The 17,168-nt window shown below is 59.7% G+C and carries 16 protein-coding genes and 1 tRNA gene; 8 read left to right on the top strand and 9 right to left on the bottom strand.

Going from position 1 to position 17,168, the window contains the following annotated elements; genetic code table 11:
• Positions 1-166 precede the first annotated feature (166 nt).
• The 4 genes from ACP15W_RS12030 to ACP15W_RS12015 all read right to left on the bottom strand — a co-directional run bounded on the left by ACP15W_RS12030 (position 167) and on the right by ACP15W_RS12015 (position 2,336).
• Positions 167-580, bottom strand: a complete 414-nt coding sequence (locus tag ACP15W_RS12030; RefSeq protein ID WP_424933138.1) for a GNAT family N-acetyltransferase — start codon at positions 578-580, stop codon at positions 167-169.
• The gene (tsaB, locus tag ACP15W_RS12025; RefSeq protein WP_424933137.1) at positions 570-1,244 is read right to left on the bottom strand and encodes a tRNA (adenosine(37)-N6)-threonylcarbamoyltransferase complex dimerization subunit type 1 TsaB; all 675 of its coding nucleotides are present in this window, start codon (positions 1,242-1,244) and stop codon (positions 570-572) included. Before tsaB ends, ACP15W_RS12030 begins: the two co-directional genes overlap by 11 nt.
• A complete protein-coding gene (locus ACP15W_RS12020) occupies positions 1,234-1,794 on the bottom strand; it encodes a NifU family protein (RefSeq protein WP_424933136.1) in 561 nt (186 codons plus the stop codon). Before ACP15W_RS12020 ends, tsaB begins: the two co-directional genes overlap by 11 nt.
• 83 nt (positions 1,795-1,877) lie before the next feature.
• Positions 1,878-2,336, bottom strand: coding sequence for a universal stress protein (locus ACP15W_RS12015; RefSeq protein WP_424933135.1), 459 nt, complete (start codon positions 2,334-2,336; stop codon positions 1,878-1,880).
• 199 nt (positions 2,337-2,535) lie between these two features.
• Between ACP15W_RS12015 and ACP15W_RS12010 the strand changes: the two genes are divergently transcribed.
• Positions 2,536-3,858 carry an alpha-amylase family glycosyl hydrolase gene (locus ACP15W_RS12010; protein WP_424933134.1) on the top strand — a complete coding sequence of 441 codons (1,323 nt, stop codon included), beginning with the start codon at positions 2,536-2,538 and terminating at the stop codon, positions 3,856-3,858.
• A 796-nt stretch (positions 3,859-4,654) separates the two neighbouring features.
• Here ACP15W_RS12010 and ACP15W_RS12005 read toward each other — a convergent pair.
• Positions 4,655-4,744: transfer RNA gene (locus ACP15W_RS12005), tRNA-Ser, on the bottom strand.
• A 266-nt stretch (positions 4,745-5,010) separates the two neighbouring features.
• On the opposite strand from ACP15W_RS12005, the gene ACP15W_RS12000 reads away from it, so the two are divergent.
• Complete coding sequence (locus tag ACP15W_RS12000; protein WP_424933133.1) at positions 5,011-5,577, top strand: YceI family protein; 567 nt, start codon at positions 5,011-5,013, stop codon at positions 5,575-5,577.
• A 135-nt stretch (positions 5,578-5,712) separates the two neighbouring features.
• On the opposite strand, the gene ACP15W_RS11995 is transcribed toward ACP15W_RS12000, so the two are convergent.
• Positions 5,713-7,212, bottom strand: a complete 1,500-nt coding sequence (locus ACP15W_RS11995; protein ID WP_424933132.1) for a CoA-acylating methylmalonate-semialdehyde dehydrogenase — start codon at positions 7,210-7,212, stop codon at positions 5,713-5,715.
• A gap of 131 nt (positions 7,213-7,343) precedes the next feature.
• Between ACP15W_RS11995 and ACP15W_RS11990 the strand changes: the two genes are divergently transcribed.
• On the top strand, positions 7,344-8,237 hold the full coding sequence (locus tag ACP15W_RS11990; RefSeq protein WP_424933131.1) for a LysR family transcriptional regulator: 894 nt from the start codon (positions 7,344-7,346) through the stop codon (positions 8,235-8,237).
• Between the two features lie 19 nt (positions 8,238-8,256).
• Here ACP15W_RS11990 and ACP15W_RS11985 read toward each other — a convergent pair whose 3' ends face one another.
• A complete protein-coding gene (locus tag ACP15W_RS11985) occupies positions 8,257-9,267 on the bottom strand; it encodes a TAXI family TRAP transporter solute-binding subunit (protein ID WP_424933130.1) in 1,011 nt (336 codons plus the stop codon).
• Positions 9,268-9,431: 164 nt separating this feature from the next.
• Here ACP15W_RS11985 and ACP15W_RS11980 point away from each other — a divergent pair, with 164 nt between their 5' ends.
• Positions 9,432-10,799 (top strand): mechanosensitive ion channel family protein, encoded by a 1,368-nt coding sequence (locus tag ACP15W_RS11980; protein WP_424933129.1) that lies wholly within the window; start codon positions 9,432-9,434, stop codon positions 10,797-10,799.
• Positions 10,800-10,888: 89 nt separating this feature from the next.
• On the opposite strand, the gene ACP15W_RS11975 is transcribed toward ACP15W_RS11980, so the two are convergent.
• Entirely contained in the window at positions 10,889-11,470 is a 582-nt protein-coding gene (locus ACP15W_RS11975) for a hypothetical protein (RefSeq protein WP_424933128.1), read from the bottom strand.
• Between the two features lie 239 nt (positions 11,471-11,709).
• Here ACP15W_RS11975 and ACP15W_RS11970 point away from each other — a divergent pair, with 239 nt between their 5' ends.
• Positions 11,710-12,726: a 3'-5' exonuclease gene (locus ACP15W_RS11970; RefSeq protein ID WP_424933127.1), complete on the top strand. Its 1,017-nt coding sequence runs from the start codon at positions 11,710-11,712 to the stop codon at positions 12,724-12,726.
• Here the strand turns inward: ACP15W_RS11970 and ACP15W_RS11965 are convergent.
• Positions 12,719-13,891 carry an ROK family transcriptional regulator gene (locus ACP15W_RS11965; RefSeq protein ID WP_424933126.1) on the bottom strand — a complete coding sequence of 391 codons (1,173 nt, stop codon included), beginning with the start codon at positions 13,889-13,891 and terminating at the stop codon, positions 12,719-12,721. The genes ACP15W_RS11970 and ACP15W_RS11965 overlap by 8 nt on opposite strands.
• Positions 13,892-14,060: 169 nt before the next feature.
• On the opposite strand from ACP15W_RS11965, the gene ACP15W_RS11960 reads away from it, so the two are divergent.
• From ACP15W_RS11960 to ACP15W_RS11950, 3 genes are all read left to right on the top strand, one after another.
• Positions 14,061-15,074, top strand: a complete 1,014-nt coding sequence (locus ACP15W_RS11960; protein WP_424933125.1) for a sugar ABC transporter substrate-binding protein — start codon at positions 14,061-14,063, stop codon at positions 15,072-15,074.
• 86 nt (positions 15,075-15,160) lie between these two features.
• Positions 15,161-16,231 (top strand): ABC transporter permease, encoded by a 1,071-nt coding sequence (locus tag ACP15W_RS11955; protein WP_424933124.1) that lies wholly within the window; start codon positions 15,161-15,163, stop codon positions 16,229-16,231.
• Entirely contained in the window at positions 16,228-17,004 is a 777-nt protein-coding gene (locus ACP15W_RS11950; protein ID WP_424933123.1) for an ATP-binding cassette domain-containing protein, read from the top strand. Before ACP15W_RS11955 ends, ACP15W_RS11950 begins: the two co-directional genes overlap by 4 nt.
• Positions 17,005-17,168: the final 164 nt, after the last annotated feature.

Genomic DNA, 17,168 nt, shown 5'->3' with positions numbered 1-17,168 from the left:
TCTGGGCGGACCATGTTGGGCTCAATAAAGGCCCAAGGTCTTCGGGCGGTCAAATGGTTTTTCGGATACGGATGAGGGTGTTCCAGTGCCTAGGTATCAGTGAAGTTTTTGCCGGCCTGGACACTTCAGGCTGTTCTGACTGCCAACGGAGAATTGACCATTTTTGTCAGAGCCTGCGCGAAAGCAGTATAGCGTCAACCGCTGGTTCACCGGTCACTGCGTAGTAACCCTTTCGTCGGCCTATCTGCCGATAACCGACTTTCTCGTAAAGGGCCAAGGCCGGGTCATTTTTCTCCGCGACTTCAAGGAAAATTTCCTGGGCTCCGAGCTTGGACAGTCTGGAATGGAGCGCATCAAGCAATCGGATTGCGATGCCCCTTCTTCTTTGGCTTGGTGCAACTGCGAGCGTGAGCACTTCAGCTTCAGGCCCGACGAGGCGACCGAGAGCGAAACTATCTGGTCCTTCCACCAGTACGGATCCGTTCGACCCAATGAGCCCGGAGAATTCCGCCGCTGACCAGGGCCTCGGGGCAGAGGTGAAGCAGAGGGCATGAATGGCCGCCAGTTTCTCAGGGTTCATCTAGGATAGCAGGTGCGGGCTGCGATGGTGCGGCATCGGCCGGTCTCAGGTAGAGAGGTGATGGCCGTTCCGTGGACGCAGGGTTTTTCTTGAGCGCGGCAAGGCCGATCCATTCCGGCTCTGGAGCAATCCTTTCCTCGGCCTGTTCGAGTCTGAGTTCCTTGCGAACTTCATCGGCCCCGTGGCCGATGCATAGAGTTTCGGCCGGCAGCTCGTCCAGAGCTTCGATGCCAGCAAGGTGCCCGCTCAACGCGATTCCATTTTCGAAGAGTTGGGCATAAGGTTTACCACGCGGGTTGCGTGCAAGAGCGAGCATCTTCCCAGATCGGCTGGCTGCATAGGCTTCGAAAAGGCTCACCCCGATAGCCGGAGTGCCCGTGGAAATGGCTAACCCCCGGGCTGCAGCGATGGAAAGCCTGATGCCGGTGAAATTCCCCGGCCCGGTACACACAGCCAGCATATCGATATCGGCCCAGGCAAGCCCTATCTCTTGTAGGCACTCGGCGAGGAGGGGGAGAAGCCGCTCTGCTTGCCCGCGCCCCATGGGCTCAACGCGCTTCGTGAGGGTGTGGCCTTCGTGAACGATCGCGGCCGCGCATTGCGCGGTCGATGTGTCAAAAGCAAGTATCAAAGGATTCGGCACCCCCGTGGCATTAGAGACCAACCGGGCGAACCTCCACCACCTCTGGGATGTAATGTCGCAGCAGGTTTTCGATGCCCATCTTCAGGGTCATGGTCGAAGAAGGGCAGCCCGCACAGGCACCCTGCATGTGCAGATAAACAACACCACGATCAAACCCATGAAAGGTAATATCGCCGCCGTCCTGCGCGACGGCGGGCCGCACGCGTGTATCCAGCAGCTCCTTTATCTGCCCCACGATCTCGGAATCTGGTCCGTCGTGATCGGCGTGGCCTACGGATCCGGCCTCACCTTCAATCGCCGGCTGGCCAGATTGGAAATGCTCTAGTACCGCACCGAGAATAGCCGGCTTGATATGGGCCCATTCCGCGTCATCGGATTTTGTGACCGTCACAAAGTCTGGTCCGAGAAATACTCCGGTCACTTCGCCGGTCGCAAAGATTCGTCGTGCAAGCGGCGAAGCCTGAGCTGCAGCCTCGGATGGAAAATCCGCCGTTCCCGCCTGCATCACGGCCTGTCCGGGCAGGAATTTCAGCGTGGCAGGATTCGGGGTGGATTCGGTCTGAATGAACATCTGATCTCTCCCGTATTGGCAGCGTAAATGCGCCCGATAGCCCCGCAAGTCAAGATAAGGCTGGAATCATTCTAAGTTCATTGTCACGTCACGGCTATTATTTCGTCCTTCGTCATGGAACCCGGCACTATGGTGATCGGGACGTGCAACTCGCTCATACGCCGGCCCGTCAGGGCGGTGACGACTGGACCAGGGCCTCCCTTGCCAGTTCCGGCACCCAGAACGAGCAAACCGACGTCTGGATTCTCCTTTATGTGTGCAAGCACGGCATCGACCTTATCTCCCTCGCGAATTGCGAGCGAAGGAGAAATGCCTTCGCGTTTTTCCATCCGGTCCTTGAATACTTGGAAGTGCGCCTCGATCTTCTCATGTGCCTCTGCACGCATCACATCTGCGACACCCATGAAATGTTGAAATTCCTCGCTGGAGATGATCGCCAGCATCTGGACGGCACCTCCAGTCTTGGCTGCTCTGATCGCTGCGTAGCGCATGGCATTCAGCATCTCCGGCATATCGTCGAGAATGATCAGGAAGGTACGCATTTTCGCCTCAAACGGATGTCTCAGCGGAGGTGATCTTCGGAGATGGCGATGCGCACTGCAATGCCTTTTCGGCGCTAGGCTGGGGATGTACACGGGCACCGACTGAACGCCAAATGCGTCCGCAAGAGAGCGATTGCTCGCGGCGCCGGCGGATGCAAATTGGTCTTGAACATGAGATCGCAAGAATGAGCCAGCCAGTATGCGCAATCTGACGACCGAGACGGACCCTTACACGCCTGAGCCATTCGTGAAGATAACTCATCCCGAATGGACGAAAAGTGGAGCGATCTATGAATTGAATCTGCGGCAGTTCACCGTAGAAGGCACTTTTGAGGCGGCAAAGGCCCAATTACCCCGTATTAAGGCGCTGGGTGCCTGCGTTGTTTGGCTAATGCCAATTCATCCCATCGGAGAAGAGAACCGCAAGGGCAGCCTGGGCAGCCCCTACGCCATAAGCGACCATCTTGGCGTCAATCCGGAGTTCGGAACCTTCGAAGACCTCCGGAGCTTTGTCGCCGCTGCGCACAATCTGGGTTTAAGGGTCATTCTCGATTGGGTTGCAAACCATACTGCATGGGACAATCCGCTGCGTCATGAGCATCCAGAGTGGTACGCTCGCGACTGGCAAGGCAACTTCCGACCGACGCCATGGTGGGATTGGCACGATATTATCGACCTCGACTACTCGAACCTAGATCTTCGCCGCTACATGACCGATGCTATGAAATTCTGGGTGCGCGAAGCCGATGTAGACGGATTTCGCTGTGATGTGGCTGGTCACGTTCCGATCGATTTCTGGAACAACGCCCGCCGGGAACTGGATGAAATCAAGCCAGTATTCTTGCTCGCAGAATGGGAGCAGCGGGACATGCATGCAAGAGCCTTCGACGCGACCTACGCCTGGAGCTGGTGGGACATCATGAGCCGGATAGCCAGTCGCGACGCGGATGTCTTTGCGCTTTACGTCTACTATTCACAGAACGAATGCGGTTGGCCCGCCGAGGCGCAGCGTATGATCCACGTCGAAAATCACGACAAGAATGCCTGGGAAGGCACACAGTTCGAGGCCATGGGTGATGCGCTCATCCCGGCAATCGCACTCTCGGTTCTCGGAGAGGGTATACCGCTGATCCACAATGGCCAGGAAGCGGGCAATCCGAAGCGGCTTTCATTCTTCGAGAAGGATCCGATCGCGTGGCGGGAGCATGAGATTGGTAGGCTTTACCAGCACCTGTTGACGTTTCGAATGCGAAACTCGGCCTTGTGGGCTGCGCCTTGGGGAGCGCGTATGGTTCTCGTCGTGAATGACGCGCCTGGAAAAGCGCTTAGCTTCGTGCGTCAGAACGCGGAGAGCAAGGTCTTCGTAGTTATGAACTTCTCCGCCGATGCCCTCGGATTATCGTTCGAGGAAAGCCTGTATCACGGAGATTACCTGGATTTTGATAGCGGTAAGTCCGTCAGTCTTGGCGATAACACTCGCCTCGAGTTGGCGCCTTGGAGTTTCCGAGCGTTCGCTGCGTGATCGCGGTGGATCTGAACTTCTGGTGCTCAGTTCGCAGATGAACAGTTGGTTGCTGTGACTCTGCTTCAGCTTAAGTTCATTATGTTTGAGACACATCAGGCGACGGGACGCGCTCCGCTAGCCATCTCGCTGTCGCTAAAATAAAGTTGTCCCAACTTTCCCGATAGCTTGGCAACGTTTCTAAGGCGTATCCGGGTTAGGTTTCATGCCGCCACTTTCTCCTTTCGACCTGCGCAGTATCCCTCTTTCGGCACTTTGCGATCCATGAACGAATGAAGTCGTTCGGCGTTGTATGACGCCATTCAGTTGCGAGTGACAGGGAGGGCCTGGAAGCAATCGTTCAGCTCTTTGAGATAGGCCGCTTCTTCAATTGCGCAATGCCGGGCGATCGTTTCCATGCTTCGTCTGTGGCTAAATATCTCGATCATGCGCTCCGGGACCTGCTCGTCCTTTTTCGCGGTCTTTTCGGTCCAACCCCTCTGTAGCTATTCACAGCCAAGTAGTCTTTAGATTGCGTCGTAGCGATAGGGATTTGGGGCAGGGCAGACTGCAGTTCAACAATCGCCTAAGGCGAAAAGCCATATCCGTCATTTTCCCTGATCAGCTTGATGGTACGCCTAGAATACAGAATCTGCCCTTGCGAAGTTCTACCTTCAAGCGTTCCTCACTATCGCAACAATCGCCTTCAATACCCTATGTTTCGAACGGCTTGGATAGGAGACGAGCTTCATGGCGTGTGTCTAACCCATTGACGCACCTGAAGCCTTCAACTGACGATGTCTTATTTTCTTTGGAATGGCGGAGACGAAGGGATTCGAACCCTCGATACCGTTTCCGGTATACTCCCTTAGCAGGGGAGCGCCTTCGACCACTCGGCCACGTCTCCGCCGACCTCTCTAGCGATACAAGCCGCGGGTAACAAGGTCTTTTTCGGGCGGTGCGCCATCCGGTCGCATTTGTCTGTAGCATAGACACTCTGGCAAAGCGCTGCCTCCTGCGTAGTTCCCCTGCCGCTAGAATACGGCTTGAGAAATCGCCGGGGCGATCTTGCCACGGCGGGCAGACCTTGAATGTGCGATATGTCACAGACTGTGGTGGCGAAAGTGCAGAAGGTCGCAAATACACGCTGCATCAGACTATAGGGGTTTCCAAATGCGATTGATTCTCGCCGCCTGTGCGGCCATGGCCTCGAGTCCGGCCTTGGCATGGACACTTGACGGCTCCGTCTCCTCGATCAGCTACGTTTCAACAAAGAACGGAGATACGGCTGAGGCTAATCTGTTCTCGGCGATGTCGGGCGAAGTGGCTGAGGACGGTGCCGCGTCGATTGAAATCTACCTGGCTTCCATTGAGACATTCATCGATATCCGCAACCAGCGCGTCCGGGATTTGCTTTTCAAGGTGGCTGATTATCCCATGGCCAAGATCTCGGCGGTAATTGATCTGGACGTTTTCCAGGGACTGGAAGCCGGCATGACAACCGAGACGGTCTTTGATGTGATAATCGACGCCCATGGCAGTTCGGCCGGCTACGAAGCCGCTGCATATGTCACTCGCGCTTCCAATGACCGCGTGATCGTGAGCAGCAAGATGCCTGTCATCGTCTACGCAAGTGATCTCGGTTACACGGATGGTCTTGCGGAACTGCAAGAAATAGCCGGGCTCGACTCGATCCAGGAAGCTGTGCCCGTGACTTTCAACCTCGCCTTCGGGCGATAGCCAGTCCGAATTGTCAGGCTGTGCCGGTCGATCATGCCATTCGATCCCCAAGAGGCTGGCCGCCGAATGCATATGGGGCCAGACCGTTTGGCCTGACCCCTGAATTACTGCCATTCCAGGATATTCGAAGTCGGATTACCCCATCGTGGGCATGACGAATTCCGGATCGGAGCGCACGCCGGTGGGCCAGCGCGTGGTGATTGTCTTTAGCCGGGTGTAGAAGCGGATGCCTTCGGGGCCATGCATGTGGTGGTCACCGAAGAGGGACTGCTTCCAGCCGCCAAAGGAGTGGAAGGCCATCGGCACCGGGATCGGCACGTTGATGCCAACCATGCCCACTTCGATCTCGTGGCCGAAATTCCGGGCCGCGTCACCATCGCGGGTGAAGATCGCCACACCATTGGCGTATTCATGCGCATGCACCAGGTCGACCGCATCGGCATAGCTGTTGCGGCGCACGATAGAGAGCACCGGGCCGAAGATCTCCTCCTTCCAGATCGTCATGTCGGGCGTAACGTCGTCGATCAGGGTTGGGCCGACAAAGTAGCCATCCTCATAGCCCTGCGGCGCCTTGAAGCCTCGGCCATCCACGACGACCTTCGCCCCTTCGGCCTCGCCCTTGTCGATGTAGCCCAGGATCTTCTCCTGCGCGGCTTTCGTGACGACCGGTCCCATGTCGGACGCGCGGTCCGCGGCAGGGCCGACCTTGAGCGCCTCGATCTTCGGCACGAGTTTCTCGACCAGGGCATCGGCCACCTTGTCGGTCACCGGAACCGCCACCGAGATCGCCATGCAGCGCTCCCCGGCGGAGCCGTAGGCCGCGCCCATCAGGGCATTGGCCGCCATGTCGAGATCGGCGTCGGGCAGGATCACCATGTGGTTTTTCGCGCCGCCCAGTGCCTGGACGCGCTTGCCGTTCTTCGTGCCGGTCTCATAGATGTATTTCGCGATCGGGGTAGAGCCCACGAAGCTGATCGCCTTGACGTCGGGGTGTTCGAGCAGCGTGTCCACCGCCAGCTTGTCGCCCTGAACCACGTTGAAGACGCCTTCGGGCAGGCCGGCCTCGGTGAGCCATTCGGCAATCAAGAGCGAGGCGGAAGGATCGCGCTCGGAGGGCTTCAGGACGAAGGTGTTGCCGCAGGCCAGTGCCACTGGGAACATCCACATCGGCACCATGCAGGGAAAGTTGAAGGGCGTGATGCCTGCCACGACACCGAGCGGCTGGCGCAGGCTGTGGCTATCGACATTGGTACCGACGTTCTCGGTGATCTCGCCCTTGAGCAGGTTCGGTGCGCCGACGGCGAACTCCACGACCTCGAGCCCGCGGGTCACTTCGCCGAGCGCGTCGTCATGGGTCTTGCCGTGTTCGGACGAGATCACCTCGGCAAGCTGGTCCGCCCGCTCCCAGAGGATCATCTTGAACCGATCAAGGATTCGCGCGCGACGCAGCGCGGGCGTGGAAGCCCAATTGGACCAGGCGGCATTGGCTGAAGCGACAGCGGCATTGACTTCTTCGACCGAGGCGAGGGCCACGGACTTCTCCGACTGGCCAATTGCGGGGTTGAAGACCGGCTGGCTGCGGCCGGACGTGCCTGCAACGCGGGCGTTGTCGATGTAGTGTCCAATCTCAGTCATTACTTTCTCCCCTTATGCATCACGTAGCTCATGGCTTCAGCCGAAATTTAGGTTTGCAAAACTGAGAAATAAATCGACAATGTCGGAAGATGATTATGCGTTTTTGCATAGCACCCGTCCGAGGTTTCGGCATGAACTGGGATGACGCGCGGATCTTTTTGGCCATCGCACGTGAAGGGCAGATGCTCGCAGCGGGCCGTCGCCTCGGTATCAACCAAGCCACGCTCAGCAGGCGATTGACCCATCTTGAGGCCGGGTTACAGACCACCCTCGTGGTGCGCGGGCCGCAGGGCTGCGCGCTGACATCCGAGGGTGCAGCTCTGGTCGCTCATCTTGAGAGGGCCGAAACGGCAATGCTTGAGGGTGAGGCTCTCTTCAAGGGTGGGACTGCACGCATATCCGGCACCGTCCGCATCGGGGCGCCTGACGGCTTCGGTATCCATTTTCTCGCACCGCGCCTTCGCCTGCTCGCGGCCCGCCACCCGGACCTGAATGTGGAACTCGTGCCGGTTCCGCGCAGTTTCTCGCTCTCCCAACGTGAGGCGGATGTCGCCATTCTCGTTGGCCGACCCGAGCGGGGGCGGGCTGTTACCGCGAAGCTGACAGACTACTCGCTCGGCCTCTTTGCCTCCGATGACTACATCGCCGACATGGGCTGTCCTGACGGGCCGGACGATCTCGGCAAGCACAGGCTGGTAGGATACGTTGAAGACCTCCTTTACGCACGCTCGCTGGACTATGCGGCGCAGATATACGGAGCCTTCCGCCCTGGCATCGCCATATCGAGTGCGCTCGGGCAGATGCAGGCGGTGCGATCGGGGGCCGGAATTGGCGTTTTGCACGACTTCATTGCCTGCGCCGAAACCGGTCTTGTTCGACTGATGCCCGCGCATTCCGTGCGCCGTTCCTATTGGCTAGCCTATCACGAGAGCCAGCGGGAGATACGTCGCGTGCAGGCCGTAGTGGGCTTCATCAAGTCCGAGGTTTCGCGAGCCAGCGGCTGGATCTACTCGGCGCGGGACTGACTCGCTTGATGTTGCCGGACTACTGGCTTCGGGCCGGCTCGGAAAGGAACCCCTGCGCCTCGTAGTATTGACGCGCGCCAATATGAAGCGGTGCCGTAAGCCCCTCGGTGACCATGCTCTGCGGGTCGAGGTCCTCAAATGCGGGATGAGAGGCGCGAAGTTCGTCGAGGTTGTTGAAAACCGTCTCTACAAGCATCTCGACCAAAGACGGTGCCGTGCGGGCTGACGCCACCATGGTCGCTCGGATTGCGAAGGCTGGCACGCCCGCAGTCTGCCCTGAATAAGTCCCGGCCGGGATCTCGGTTTCGACATAGTGTGTCTGCTTCTCGACAATGGCATCAATGCTTTCACCCTCGAGCGGCACCAGGCGTGCGCCACAATCGTTGACCATGTTGTCGACCGTCAAGTTGGGATGCGCCACGACAAAGACTGCCGCATCAATTTCACCGGAGCAGATTGCGCTTGAGAGTGCATCCATGGGCAGATCGGCAACATACGCGAATTCACTTTCCGTCCACCCCAGCGCGTTCATCACTGCATACATGGTTGCGCGCCCTCCAGACCCCGCGGGTCCGAGGCTGACCCTTTTCTCGGCGAGATCGACGAAGCGATCAATGTCGGTGTCGGGGCCTGCGACAACAGTGAGTGGTTCCGGAAAAAGTGCGAAGATCGCGCGCAATTCCGTGTCAGGCCCCGCAGCTTCAAAAACGCTGCTGCCGGTGACCGCATGATATTGCCAATCCGACTGGACGATTCCGAAGGTCGTGCGTCCGCTGCGCACGGCATTGAGGTTCTCGATCGATCCGAATGTCGATTTTGCCAGACACCGCACGCCGGTGCTCCACCTCAGGGCATTTAGAAAGCTGCAGATTGCGCCGCCGGCAAAGTAATAGACGCCGGTGCGTCCGCCTGTTGACACCGAGATCAGCCGTTGTTCGAGCCCCGCCGCTCCCTGCGGGAAAAGGCCGCAAGCGAAAACTAGGCTGAAGAGCAGGCCGTGCAGTCGACACCGCTGACGGAGCTGGAGCATGTTCCTCCCCCTGGCGAGTTTGAGCGGCCCGTTGGACCAGGACAACGATAGACGAGCCGTGCGGGGTGCGGCAAGACGGCGAGTTCACGGTTGATCCTTTACCTGCGGATTGCCGATAGTCGAGAGGCCACGGGAATGAGCGTCCAGCAGCGAGATTTGTGCATATGGAGAGCTACCAGCGTCTGATTGACGTTATCGCGATTGAGAATTTCCAGATGCAGGCGGAATACTGGCTGCTGACCCGTGTGTTCGTCTGGAGTTCTCTCGGGCAGGCGGCGTTCGTCATTGGTGCCTTCGTCTTTGCCTGGATCTTGGCACGGCCGCTGCGTGCAGCGCTTCTGCGGCGGACGATGCGCCCGGCGATCCGAATGCCGGTCATGGGGCTGGTGCTAAAGGCCACCATTTCCCTCGCCGTTCCGATGATTGCGCTTGTCGTGCTTCTTCTGGCGCTGCCGATCTGGTCGGGCTTTGGCTTGCCCGCAGGTCTGATCGCGATCTGTGCCAATCTCCTCGGGGCATGGGTTCCGATCCGGTTGGTCAGCCGATTCATCCGCAACGATTTCTTCTCCAAGCTTTTTGCCTTTCTGGTCTTCCTCGTGGCGGCGCTGAACATCTTCGAGATGCTCGGCCCCGCGATCGTCTGGCTCGATCACATGGGAATTCGCCTCGGCAATACACGTCTGACCTTGCTTGATATTCTGCGCGGCGGCGTGCAGCTGGCCGTGCTCCTCTGGGTCGCACTAGCGGTCTCGCGGCTTGTTGAGTCGCGGGTCGAGCGGGCGTCGGGGCTGACGCCGTCGCTGCGGGTTTTGACGAGCAAGTCATTGCGTTTCGTGCTTATCACCACGGCGATGGTGGCGGCGTTGACCGGGGCGGGGATCGACCTTACGGCCTTCGCGCTTTTTACCGGTGCGCTGGGCGTGGGTATCGGTTTCGGTCTTCAGAAGCCCATCGCCAACATCATCAGTGGTGTGATCCTGCTCTTCGATCGGTCGATCAAGCCCGGTGACGTGGTGGAGTTAAGCAATCCGGACAATCGCGCCGTACAGCTCTTTGGCTGGGTCACATCTCTCAATGCCCGATATGTTTCTCTCACAACACGCGACGGCACCGAATGGCTGGTGCCGAACGAGGATCTGATCACGCGCCGGATCATAAATTGGTCCTATACAAACAACAGGTTACGGCTCCTAACGCCCATTGGAGTGTCGTTCGATTGCGATGTACGGCACGCTATGGAACTAGCCGTGGAAGCGGCGGCAGAAACGCCGCGCGTTCTGCAGAATCCAGCGCCTGTCTGTCGGCTGATGAGCTTCGGGGACAGTTCGGTGAACCTGGAAATGCGGTTCTGGATCGAAGACCCGACCAACGGAATCATCAATGTTCGCAGTGATGTACTGCTTGCGATCTGGGAGAAATTCCGGGCCAACGACATCCGCACACCGCTGGGCCACAGGGACATTTACGTGAAAGGCGGGTCGGAGATCAACGTGCGGTTGGACCCCAGCCAGCATACGCCGCCACGGGGCTGAATGCCCAATTTTTTCGATACACAACCCATGCACAACCTATGCACAAACCATGCATAAACGTTTTGCGTCGGATGGAGGGATCCTATGGCTCAAAATCGGGTTTGATGATCGTCGTTGTAGCATCCAAGCGCGCTCTCGAGCTGCCTGCGCCCCGCGCGCGACCGGATCTGTTTCGTCTGAGCTGAATCTGCCCGGAGGTAAGGCGGGCCGCCTTCATCCGCCGCCTCGATGAAGAAGGTGCGTTTCGCGCCGGCGAGATAGCTGTCGGCCGCGGTGGTCGCGATCACCGTCACAATGATCTCACCCTCATTCGGTCTGGGGTGATCGTCGGAGGGCTGGGTCAGGCCGCAGAGCTGCTTGAACGTGCCGATGTCGGCGTATGCCCCGCTCGTGAGCGGTCCATGCGGAATGCTCTTGGAAATCTGGGTGCTGTCTTCGGCGGAACCGTTCAGTTCGGCGATATCCGTCCGGCGCTTGACCCCGTCCAGTTCGGAATCGATGACCACGCCCAGGACGTTGACGGGTTCCAGGCCAAGATTGGCAACAAAACACCGCGCATTGAGACCATGACCCGTGGCGGTGATGATGATCGTGGCGCGCCGTTGCCGCCGGTAACCACTCAGGATTGCATGGAGATAGACTAGCCAGATGATCGCCGTCGTCGCGCTCATCACAGCCTGAATCAGCCCGGTATGTTGGTTGAACCACTCCACGATCATCGCCCGTCGCTGTTCTCGTTGCCCTCGTTCCCGTTCGACATGGGGCGGACATCCGCGCCGGCAAGGGGAGGGATGCGACCGCGGGCAGGGAGAACGCGGATGGAAAAGCGCCCTGACCGGTTTTCACGGCATGGCGGACCAGGGATAGCTGATGTAGCCTGCAGTCTGACCGACACTTTCCGGAGCGTGCCTTGTTCTTCACCCCAAAAATCGCCCAGAACTTTCCGCGCGGTTCGTTCCGTTTCGTGGCGCTCGACGTGGAAACGGCCAACTCCGATCCCTCGAGCATATGCCAGATCGGCCTTGCCTGCGTCGATGCGGAGGGTGGGATCGAGGTGTGGAGCACGCTTGTCGACCCCAAGCAGCGCTTCTCTTCGTTCAACGTGCAGATCCACGGAATAGATGCGGAGATGGTCCGGGGTGCACCGCAATTCGCGGAGGTCCTGCGTCGGATCGAGCCGCTGCTCGATCGCCATTTCATCATCCAGCACAGCGGATTCGATCGCCGGGCGATCCGCAGTGCCTGCGCGGTGATCGGGCAGGATGAGCCGCTATGGTCATGGGGGGACAGCGTGAAGATCGCGCGTAGGGCCTGGCCGGAATTCAAGGGCAGTGGTGGACATGGGCTGGCGCATCTGAAGCGGGCGCTGGACCTCGAATTCGATCACCACGATGCCGGTGAGGATGCGAAAGCCGCAGCCATGGTCGTGCTTCTGGCGGAAACTCGCACGGGCCTGAGCTACGGGCAGATTCTTGACGGGGCAGGGGGCCGCGAAATGCGCACCGCTTCGAGCGCGCGGATCGTGCGAGGCCCGGATGTGGTGCCGCATCTTTCACGGCTTGATGGTTTGGTTCGCTTTCTGATGGACGCGCCAGTCCCGACAGTCGGGACGGTCAACGTGAGAAGGGGCGTTCCGCGCAGGCGATCTGGCGCCATCAAAGTGACGGAAAACGATTTCGACGCGCATCTTGAGCGGGTGGAAAGCGAATGCCGCAGCTATTTCGAGAATGGGGTCGCGCCCTCGCCGCATTGTGCCTGGCGGATCGCGGTGATCCTGCGAAAGGCGCGGCAGGCGGAACACGAGAGGGCCTTCCTCGAAGGGTGGTGTCGGCATTTCGCGACTGAGAATGGACGGGTCTATTCCGATCTGGTCGAAAGGGCGCGCAGACTCAATGTTGTCGTCCGGAGCGCGCAGGAACTCACTTGAAGAAGTATTGCGCGTAGATCGGTGCGCAGGCGGCCCCTCGAACGCGGGCATCGACGCCGACGGACGCTTCCTCGATCCGCGGTGCGATGAGGCCGCGCATGTCGAGCCGATCCATTTCCTCGCGGGTCTTCTGGACGAGGCGCGCACGCACATCCGGCGGGAAGGCACCGTCAATCAACACGGCCTCGAAATCCATCACACTGCAGACCGATCGGCTGGCATGGGCGATGGCCGCTGCCGAATTGTCGATCCAGGTGCCGAGCACGGATTCGAATGCAGTCCAATCCTGCGGCATGTGCCACATGAGGGTGGGGTCGAGGCCAAGCTCGGTGATCGACGTTTCTAGGAGATAGAGTGACGCGGCGTCGATCAGCGCGGATTCCCGGCCCTGCCGGTCGGTCACGCGCAGCGAGCCGAACGCGCCGGCATTGCGCTGACCACCTTCCACGACACTGGAACGCAGTACGACGCCGCCACCGATGAAAGACCCGATGAAGAAATAGGCGTAATCGGAAAACGTGCGCCCGCGCCCGAAGATGTGCTCGGCCTGACAGGCGGCGGTGGTGTCATTCTCGGTAAAAAGCGGCAGGTCGCTGAAGCGCGCGATCTCACGCTCGAAATCGGTTTCCCGCCAGATCGTGAACTCTTCGGGTGCACCGAGAACATCGGCCCAGCTCCAGATATCGGAGGGAGCGGCGATTCCGATGCCACAGAGGCGGCTTGACTGATGCTCGGTCAGCGTGGCGGAAAAAGTGTCTATCCCCTCGGAGAGAAAGGCAAAGATTGCCGCGGGCATGGGATAGCGATAGGTGGCCTGTTTCCTTTCAAGAACATCGCCATGCATGTTCATCATCGCGAGATCCGCGGAGCGCCGGCCGATCTTGAGGCCGAAAGAAATCGCACCATCGGGGTCGATGGCCATGGGAATGGAGGGCTTGCCGACGCGCCCGCGCTTCGGCTCGCCCCGCAGGAGAAAGCCCTCTTCCTCCAGTTTGCGCAGGATATTGGACACGGTCTGGGCTGAGAGGCCCGTCATCTTGGCGATATCGCTGCCCGGCATTCCGCCGTGGCGCTGAATGACCGACATGATGAGCCGTTCGTTGTGCGCGCGCACGCCTGTCTGATTTGCGCCGTCGCTCAACCTGCGTATTCCGTTCCCGTCCATCGAGGCGGTTCTCCAAAAAGTTGATCAGATCATGACGTCTGTAGATTTATAAATCAAGTGGATTTATTTATTGACGTCACGATATCAGGGGCGCTAAGAGTCGCTATCCGTGAAAGAGCGGAACAGATGCCGCCAAGCAATCGGCGGTGTTACCAACTGGGAGGTTACCATGATCAGACTTGCAACAGCCAGTGCCATCGCAATTGCGGCCTTCACCGGCGGTGCCTGGGCGCAGGACGTTTCGGCCTGTCTCATCACCAAGACGGACACGAATCCGTTCTTCGTGAAGATGCGCGAGGGCGCGAACGCCAAGGCGGAAGAGCTGGGCATCTCGCTCAACAGCTATGCGGGCAAGGTTGACGGCGACAATGAGAGCCAGGTCAACGCCATGGAAACCTGCATTGCCTCGGGCGTGGACGGCATCCTCATCACCGCATCGAACACCTCGGCCATCGTGCCGACGGTTCAGCAGGCGCGCGACGCCGGCATTCTGGTGATCGCGCTCGACACGCCGCTCGATCCGATCGATGCCGCCGACATGACCTTTGCCACCGACAATTTCCTTGCGGGCGAGCTGATCGGTCAGTGGGCCGCGGCGAAGCTCGGGGATGCGGCGGCAGATGCGCGGATCGCGATGCTCGACCTCGACGTGTCGCAGCCTTCGGTGGGTGTGCTGCGCGATCAGGGGTTCCTGCAGGGCTTCGGGATCGAGCTTGGCGATCCGAACAAGTGGGGCGATGAGGACGACGACCGCATCGTTGGTCATGACGTGACGCAGGGCAACGAGGAGGGCGGTCGCCGGGCGATGGAGAACCTGCTTGCCACGGATCCCTCCATCAACGTGGTCTACACGATCAACGAGCCTGCAGCCGCCGGAGCCTATGAGGCGCTCAAGTCCATCGGGACGGAAGGCGATGCGCTGATCGTGTCCATCGATGGCGGCTGCCCGGGTGTGCAGAACGTGGCCGATGGCGTGATCGGTGCCACCTCGCAGCAGTATCCGCTGCTCATGGCGTCCTTGGGCATCGAGGCGATTGCTGCTTTCGCTGCGGACGGCACCAAGCCCGAAGCGACGGAAGGCAAGAACTTCTTCGACACGGGCGTCGCGCTCGTGACCGATGATCCGGTGGACGGGGTCGATTCGATCTCCGTCGAAGAGGGCATGGATCGCTGCTGGGGCTGAGGCCACTGACCCTTTCGGGGTGAGACACGTGGTGCGGGGTGGACCTGACGGTTCCGTCCCGCGCTACCAACAAAGGGGAGGCCGATATGTCGAATACCGACAGCTACGAGAACGTCGTGCGCACGCGGGGTAAGGAAGACTTCGCGAAGTTCGACGACACGCACAAGGGTTTCATGGGCCGCTTCCATGACGCGCTTCACAGCACGCCGGCACTGGTGCCGATGATCGTTCTGGTGGGCGCGATCATCGTCTTCGGCCTGCTTCTGGGGTCGAAATTCTTCTCGCCCTTCGCTCTGACGCTGATCCTGCAGCAGGTGCAGATCGTGGGCGTCCTGGCTGCGGCGCAGACGCTCATCATTCTCACGGCCGGGATCGATCTCTCGGTGGGGGCGGTTGCGGTGCTCTGCTCGGTCATCATGGGGCAGGTCACCTTCCGCTACGGCATTCCTGCGGTTCTGGCCGTGCCGATCGGACTGGCCTGCGGCACGGCGATCGGTGCGGTGAACGGCTGGCTGGTGAGCCGGATCAAGCTGCCACCCTTCATCGTCACTCTCGGCATGTGGCAGATCGTGCTGGCGGTGAACTATCTCTACTCGGCCAACGAGACGATCCGGTCGCAGGATATCGAGGCAGAAGCGCCGTTCCTGCAGTTTCTCGGGCTGAAGTTCCAGCTCTGGGGTGCGACCTTCACGCTCGGTGTGGTGCTGATGCTGCTCCTCGTCGCGGTGCTGGCCTATGCCCTGCGCTCGACTCCCTGGGGCCGTCATGTCTATGCGGTGGGGGATGACCCGGAAGCGGCGCAACTCGCGGGCGTCGACCGGCATCGCACGATCATGTCGGTCTACATGCTGGTGGGCTTCATATGCGGGCTTGCGGGCTGGGTGATGATCGGCCGCTTCGGATCTGTCTCTCCCTCGGCAACCACGGGTGTCGTGGGCAATATCCAGGCGATCACGGCCGTGGTGATCGGGGGCATATCGCTCTTCGGCGGGCGCGGCTCCATTATCGGGGCCTTCTTCGGCGCGCTGATCGTGGGGGTCTTCGAACTTGGCCTCAGGATGTCGGGTGCGGACCCTCAATGGACCTATCTTCTCATCGGCGTGCTCATCATCGCCGCCGTGACCGTAGACCAGTGGATCAGAAAGGTGACGGCATGACCCAGCCGATTCTTCAAGGCCGCGACCTGGTAAAGCGCTACGGCAAGGTGACCGCGCTCGATCATTGCGACTTCGACCTCCTGCCTGGCGAGATCCTCGCGGTGATCGGAGACAACGGGGCGGGCAAGTCTACCCTCATCAAGGCACTTTCGGGCGCAGTGGTGCCCGATGCGGGCGAGATCCTGCTCGACGGCAAGCCCGTGAAGTTCAATGTGCCCAACGATGCCCGCGCCGCCGGCATCGAAACGGTCTACCAGACGCTGGCAATGAGCCCCGCGCTCTCGATCGCGGACAACATGTTCATGGGGCGCGAGATCAAGATGCAGGGCTTCATGGGCAAGTATCTCCACAAGCTCGACAAGAAGGCGATGGAAGCCTTTGCGCGCGAGAAGCTGGCCGAACTGGGGCTGATGACGATCCAGAACATCAAGCAGCCAGTGGAGACGCTTTCGGGCGGTCAGCGGCAGGGCGTAGCAGTGGCGCGCGCCGCGGCCTTCGGCTCCAAGGTGGTGATCCTCGACGAGCCGACCGCCGCGCTGGGCGTGAAGGAAAGTCGTCGCGTTCTGGACCTGATCCTCGAGGTCCGCTCGCGCGGTATCCCGATCATCCTGATCAGTCACAACATGCCGCATGTCTTCGAGGTGGCGGATAGGATCCACATTCATCGCCTCGGCAGGCGGCTCTGTGTCATCAAGCCGGGTGACTATTCCATGTCGGATGCAGTGGCCTTCATGACAGGTGCGAAGGAGCCGGAAATGGCCGAGGTGGCATAGAAGCGGCCAGAGCGGATCAGAACGCTCCACGTCGCACAGACGGACGTTTTCCAGCTGTCTCGAACCCCGGATGATCGTCGAGGACTGTCCGGGGTTTCACATGCTCAGGAGCACCGTTCGCTCGAGTAGGGGAATCCTTGAGAAAGAAACCTATAATCAGATAA

Origin of the sequence: Amaricoccus macauensis (assembly GCF_049800915.1) — a bacterium.
Lineage (GTDB): Bacteria > Pseudomonadota > Alphaproteobacteria > Rhodobacterales > Rhodobacteraceae > Amaricoccus > Amaricoccus macauensis_A.
The sequence above is the reverse complement of the archived record's forward strand: the minus strand, read 5'-3'. Positions and strand labels throughout refer to the sequence as shown.

Coding starts and splice junctions, on each gene's coding strand:
- ACP15W_RS11950 (WP_424933123.1), top strand. CDS start 16,228: ATGACCCAGCCGATTCTTCAAGGCCGCGACCTGGTAAAGCGCTACGGC.
- ACP15W_RS11980 (WP_424933129.1), top strand. CDS start 9,432: ATGGAGAGCTACCAGCGTCTGATTGACGTTATCGCGATTGAGAATTTC.
- ACP15W_RS12010 (WP_424933134.1), top strand. CDS start 2,536: ATGCGCAATCTGACGACCGAGACGGACCCTTACACGCCTGAGCCATTC.
- ACP15W_RS11990 (WP_424933131.1), top strand. CDS start 7,344: ATGAACTGGGATGACGCGCGGATCTTTTTGGCCATCGCACGTGAAGGG.
- ACP15W_RS11960 (WP_424933125.1), top strand. CDS start 14,061: ATGATCAGACTTGCAACAGCCAGTGCCATCGCAATTGCGGCCTTCACC.
- ACP15W_RS12015 (WP_424933135.1), bottom strand. CDS start 2,336: ATGCGTACCTTCCTGATCATTCTCGACGATATGCCGGAGATGCTGAAT.
- ACP15W_RS12030 (WP_424933138.1), bottom strand. CDS start 580: ATGAACCCTGAGAAACTGGCGGCCATTCATGCCCTCTGCTTCACCTCT.
- ACP15W_RS11965 (WP_424933126.1), bottom strand. CDS start 13,891: ATGGACGGGAACGGAATACGCAGGTTGAGCGACGGCGCAAATCAGACA.
- ACP15W_RS12000 (WP_424933133.1), top strand. CDS start 5,011: ATGCGATTGATTCTCGCCGCCTGTGCGGCCATGGCCTCGAGTCCGGCC.
- ACP15W_RS11955 (WP_424933124.1), top strand. CDS start 15,161: ATGTCGAATACCGACAGCTACGAGAACGTCGTGCGCACGCGGGGTAAG.
- ACP15W_RS11985 (WP_424933130.1), bottom strand. CDS start 9,267: ATGCTCCAGCTCCGTCAGCGGTGTCGACTGCACGGCCTGCTCTTCAGC.
- ACP15W_RS12020 (WP_424933136.1), bottom strand. CDS start 1,794: ATGTTCATTCAGACCGAATCCACCCCGAATCCTGCCACGCTGAAATTC.
- ACP15W_RS11995 (WP_424933132.1), bottom strand. CDS start 7,212: ATGACTGAGATTGGACACTACATCGACAACGCCCGCGTTGCAGGCACG.
- ACP15W_RS11975 (WP_424933128.1), bottom strand. CDS start 11,470: ATGAGCGCGACGACGGCGATCATCTGGCTAGTCTATCTCCATGCAATC.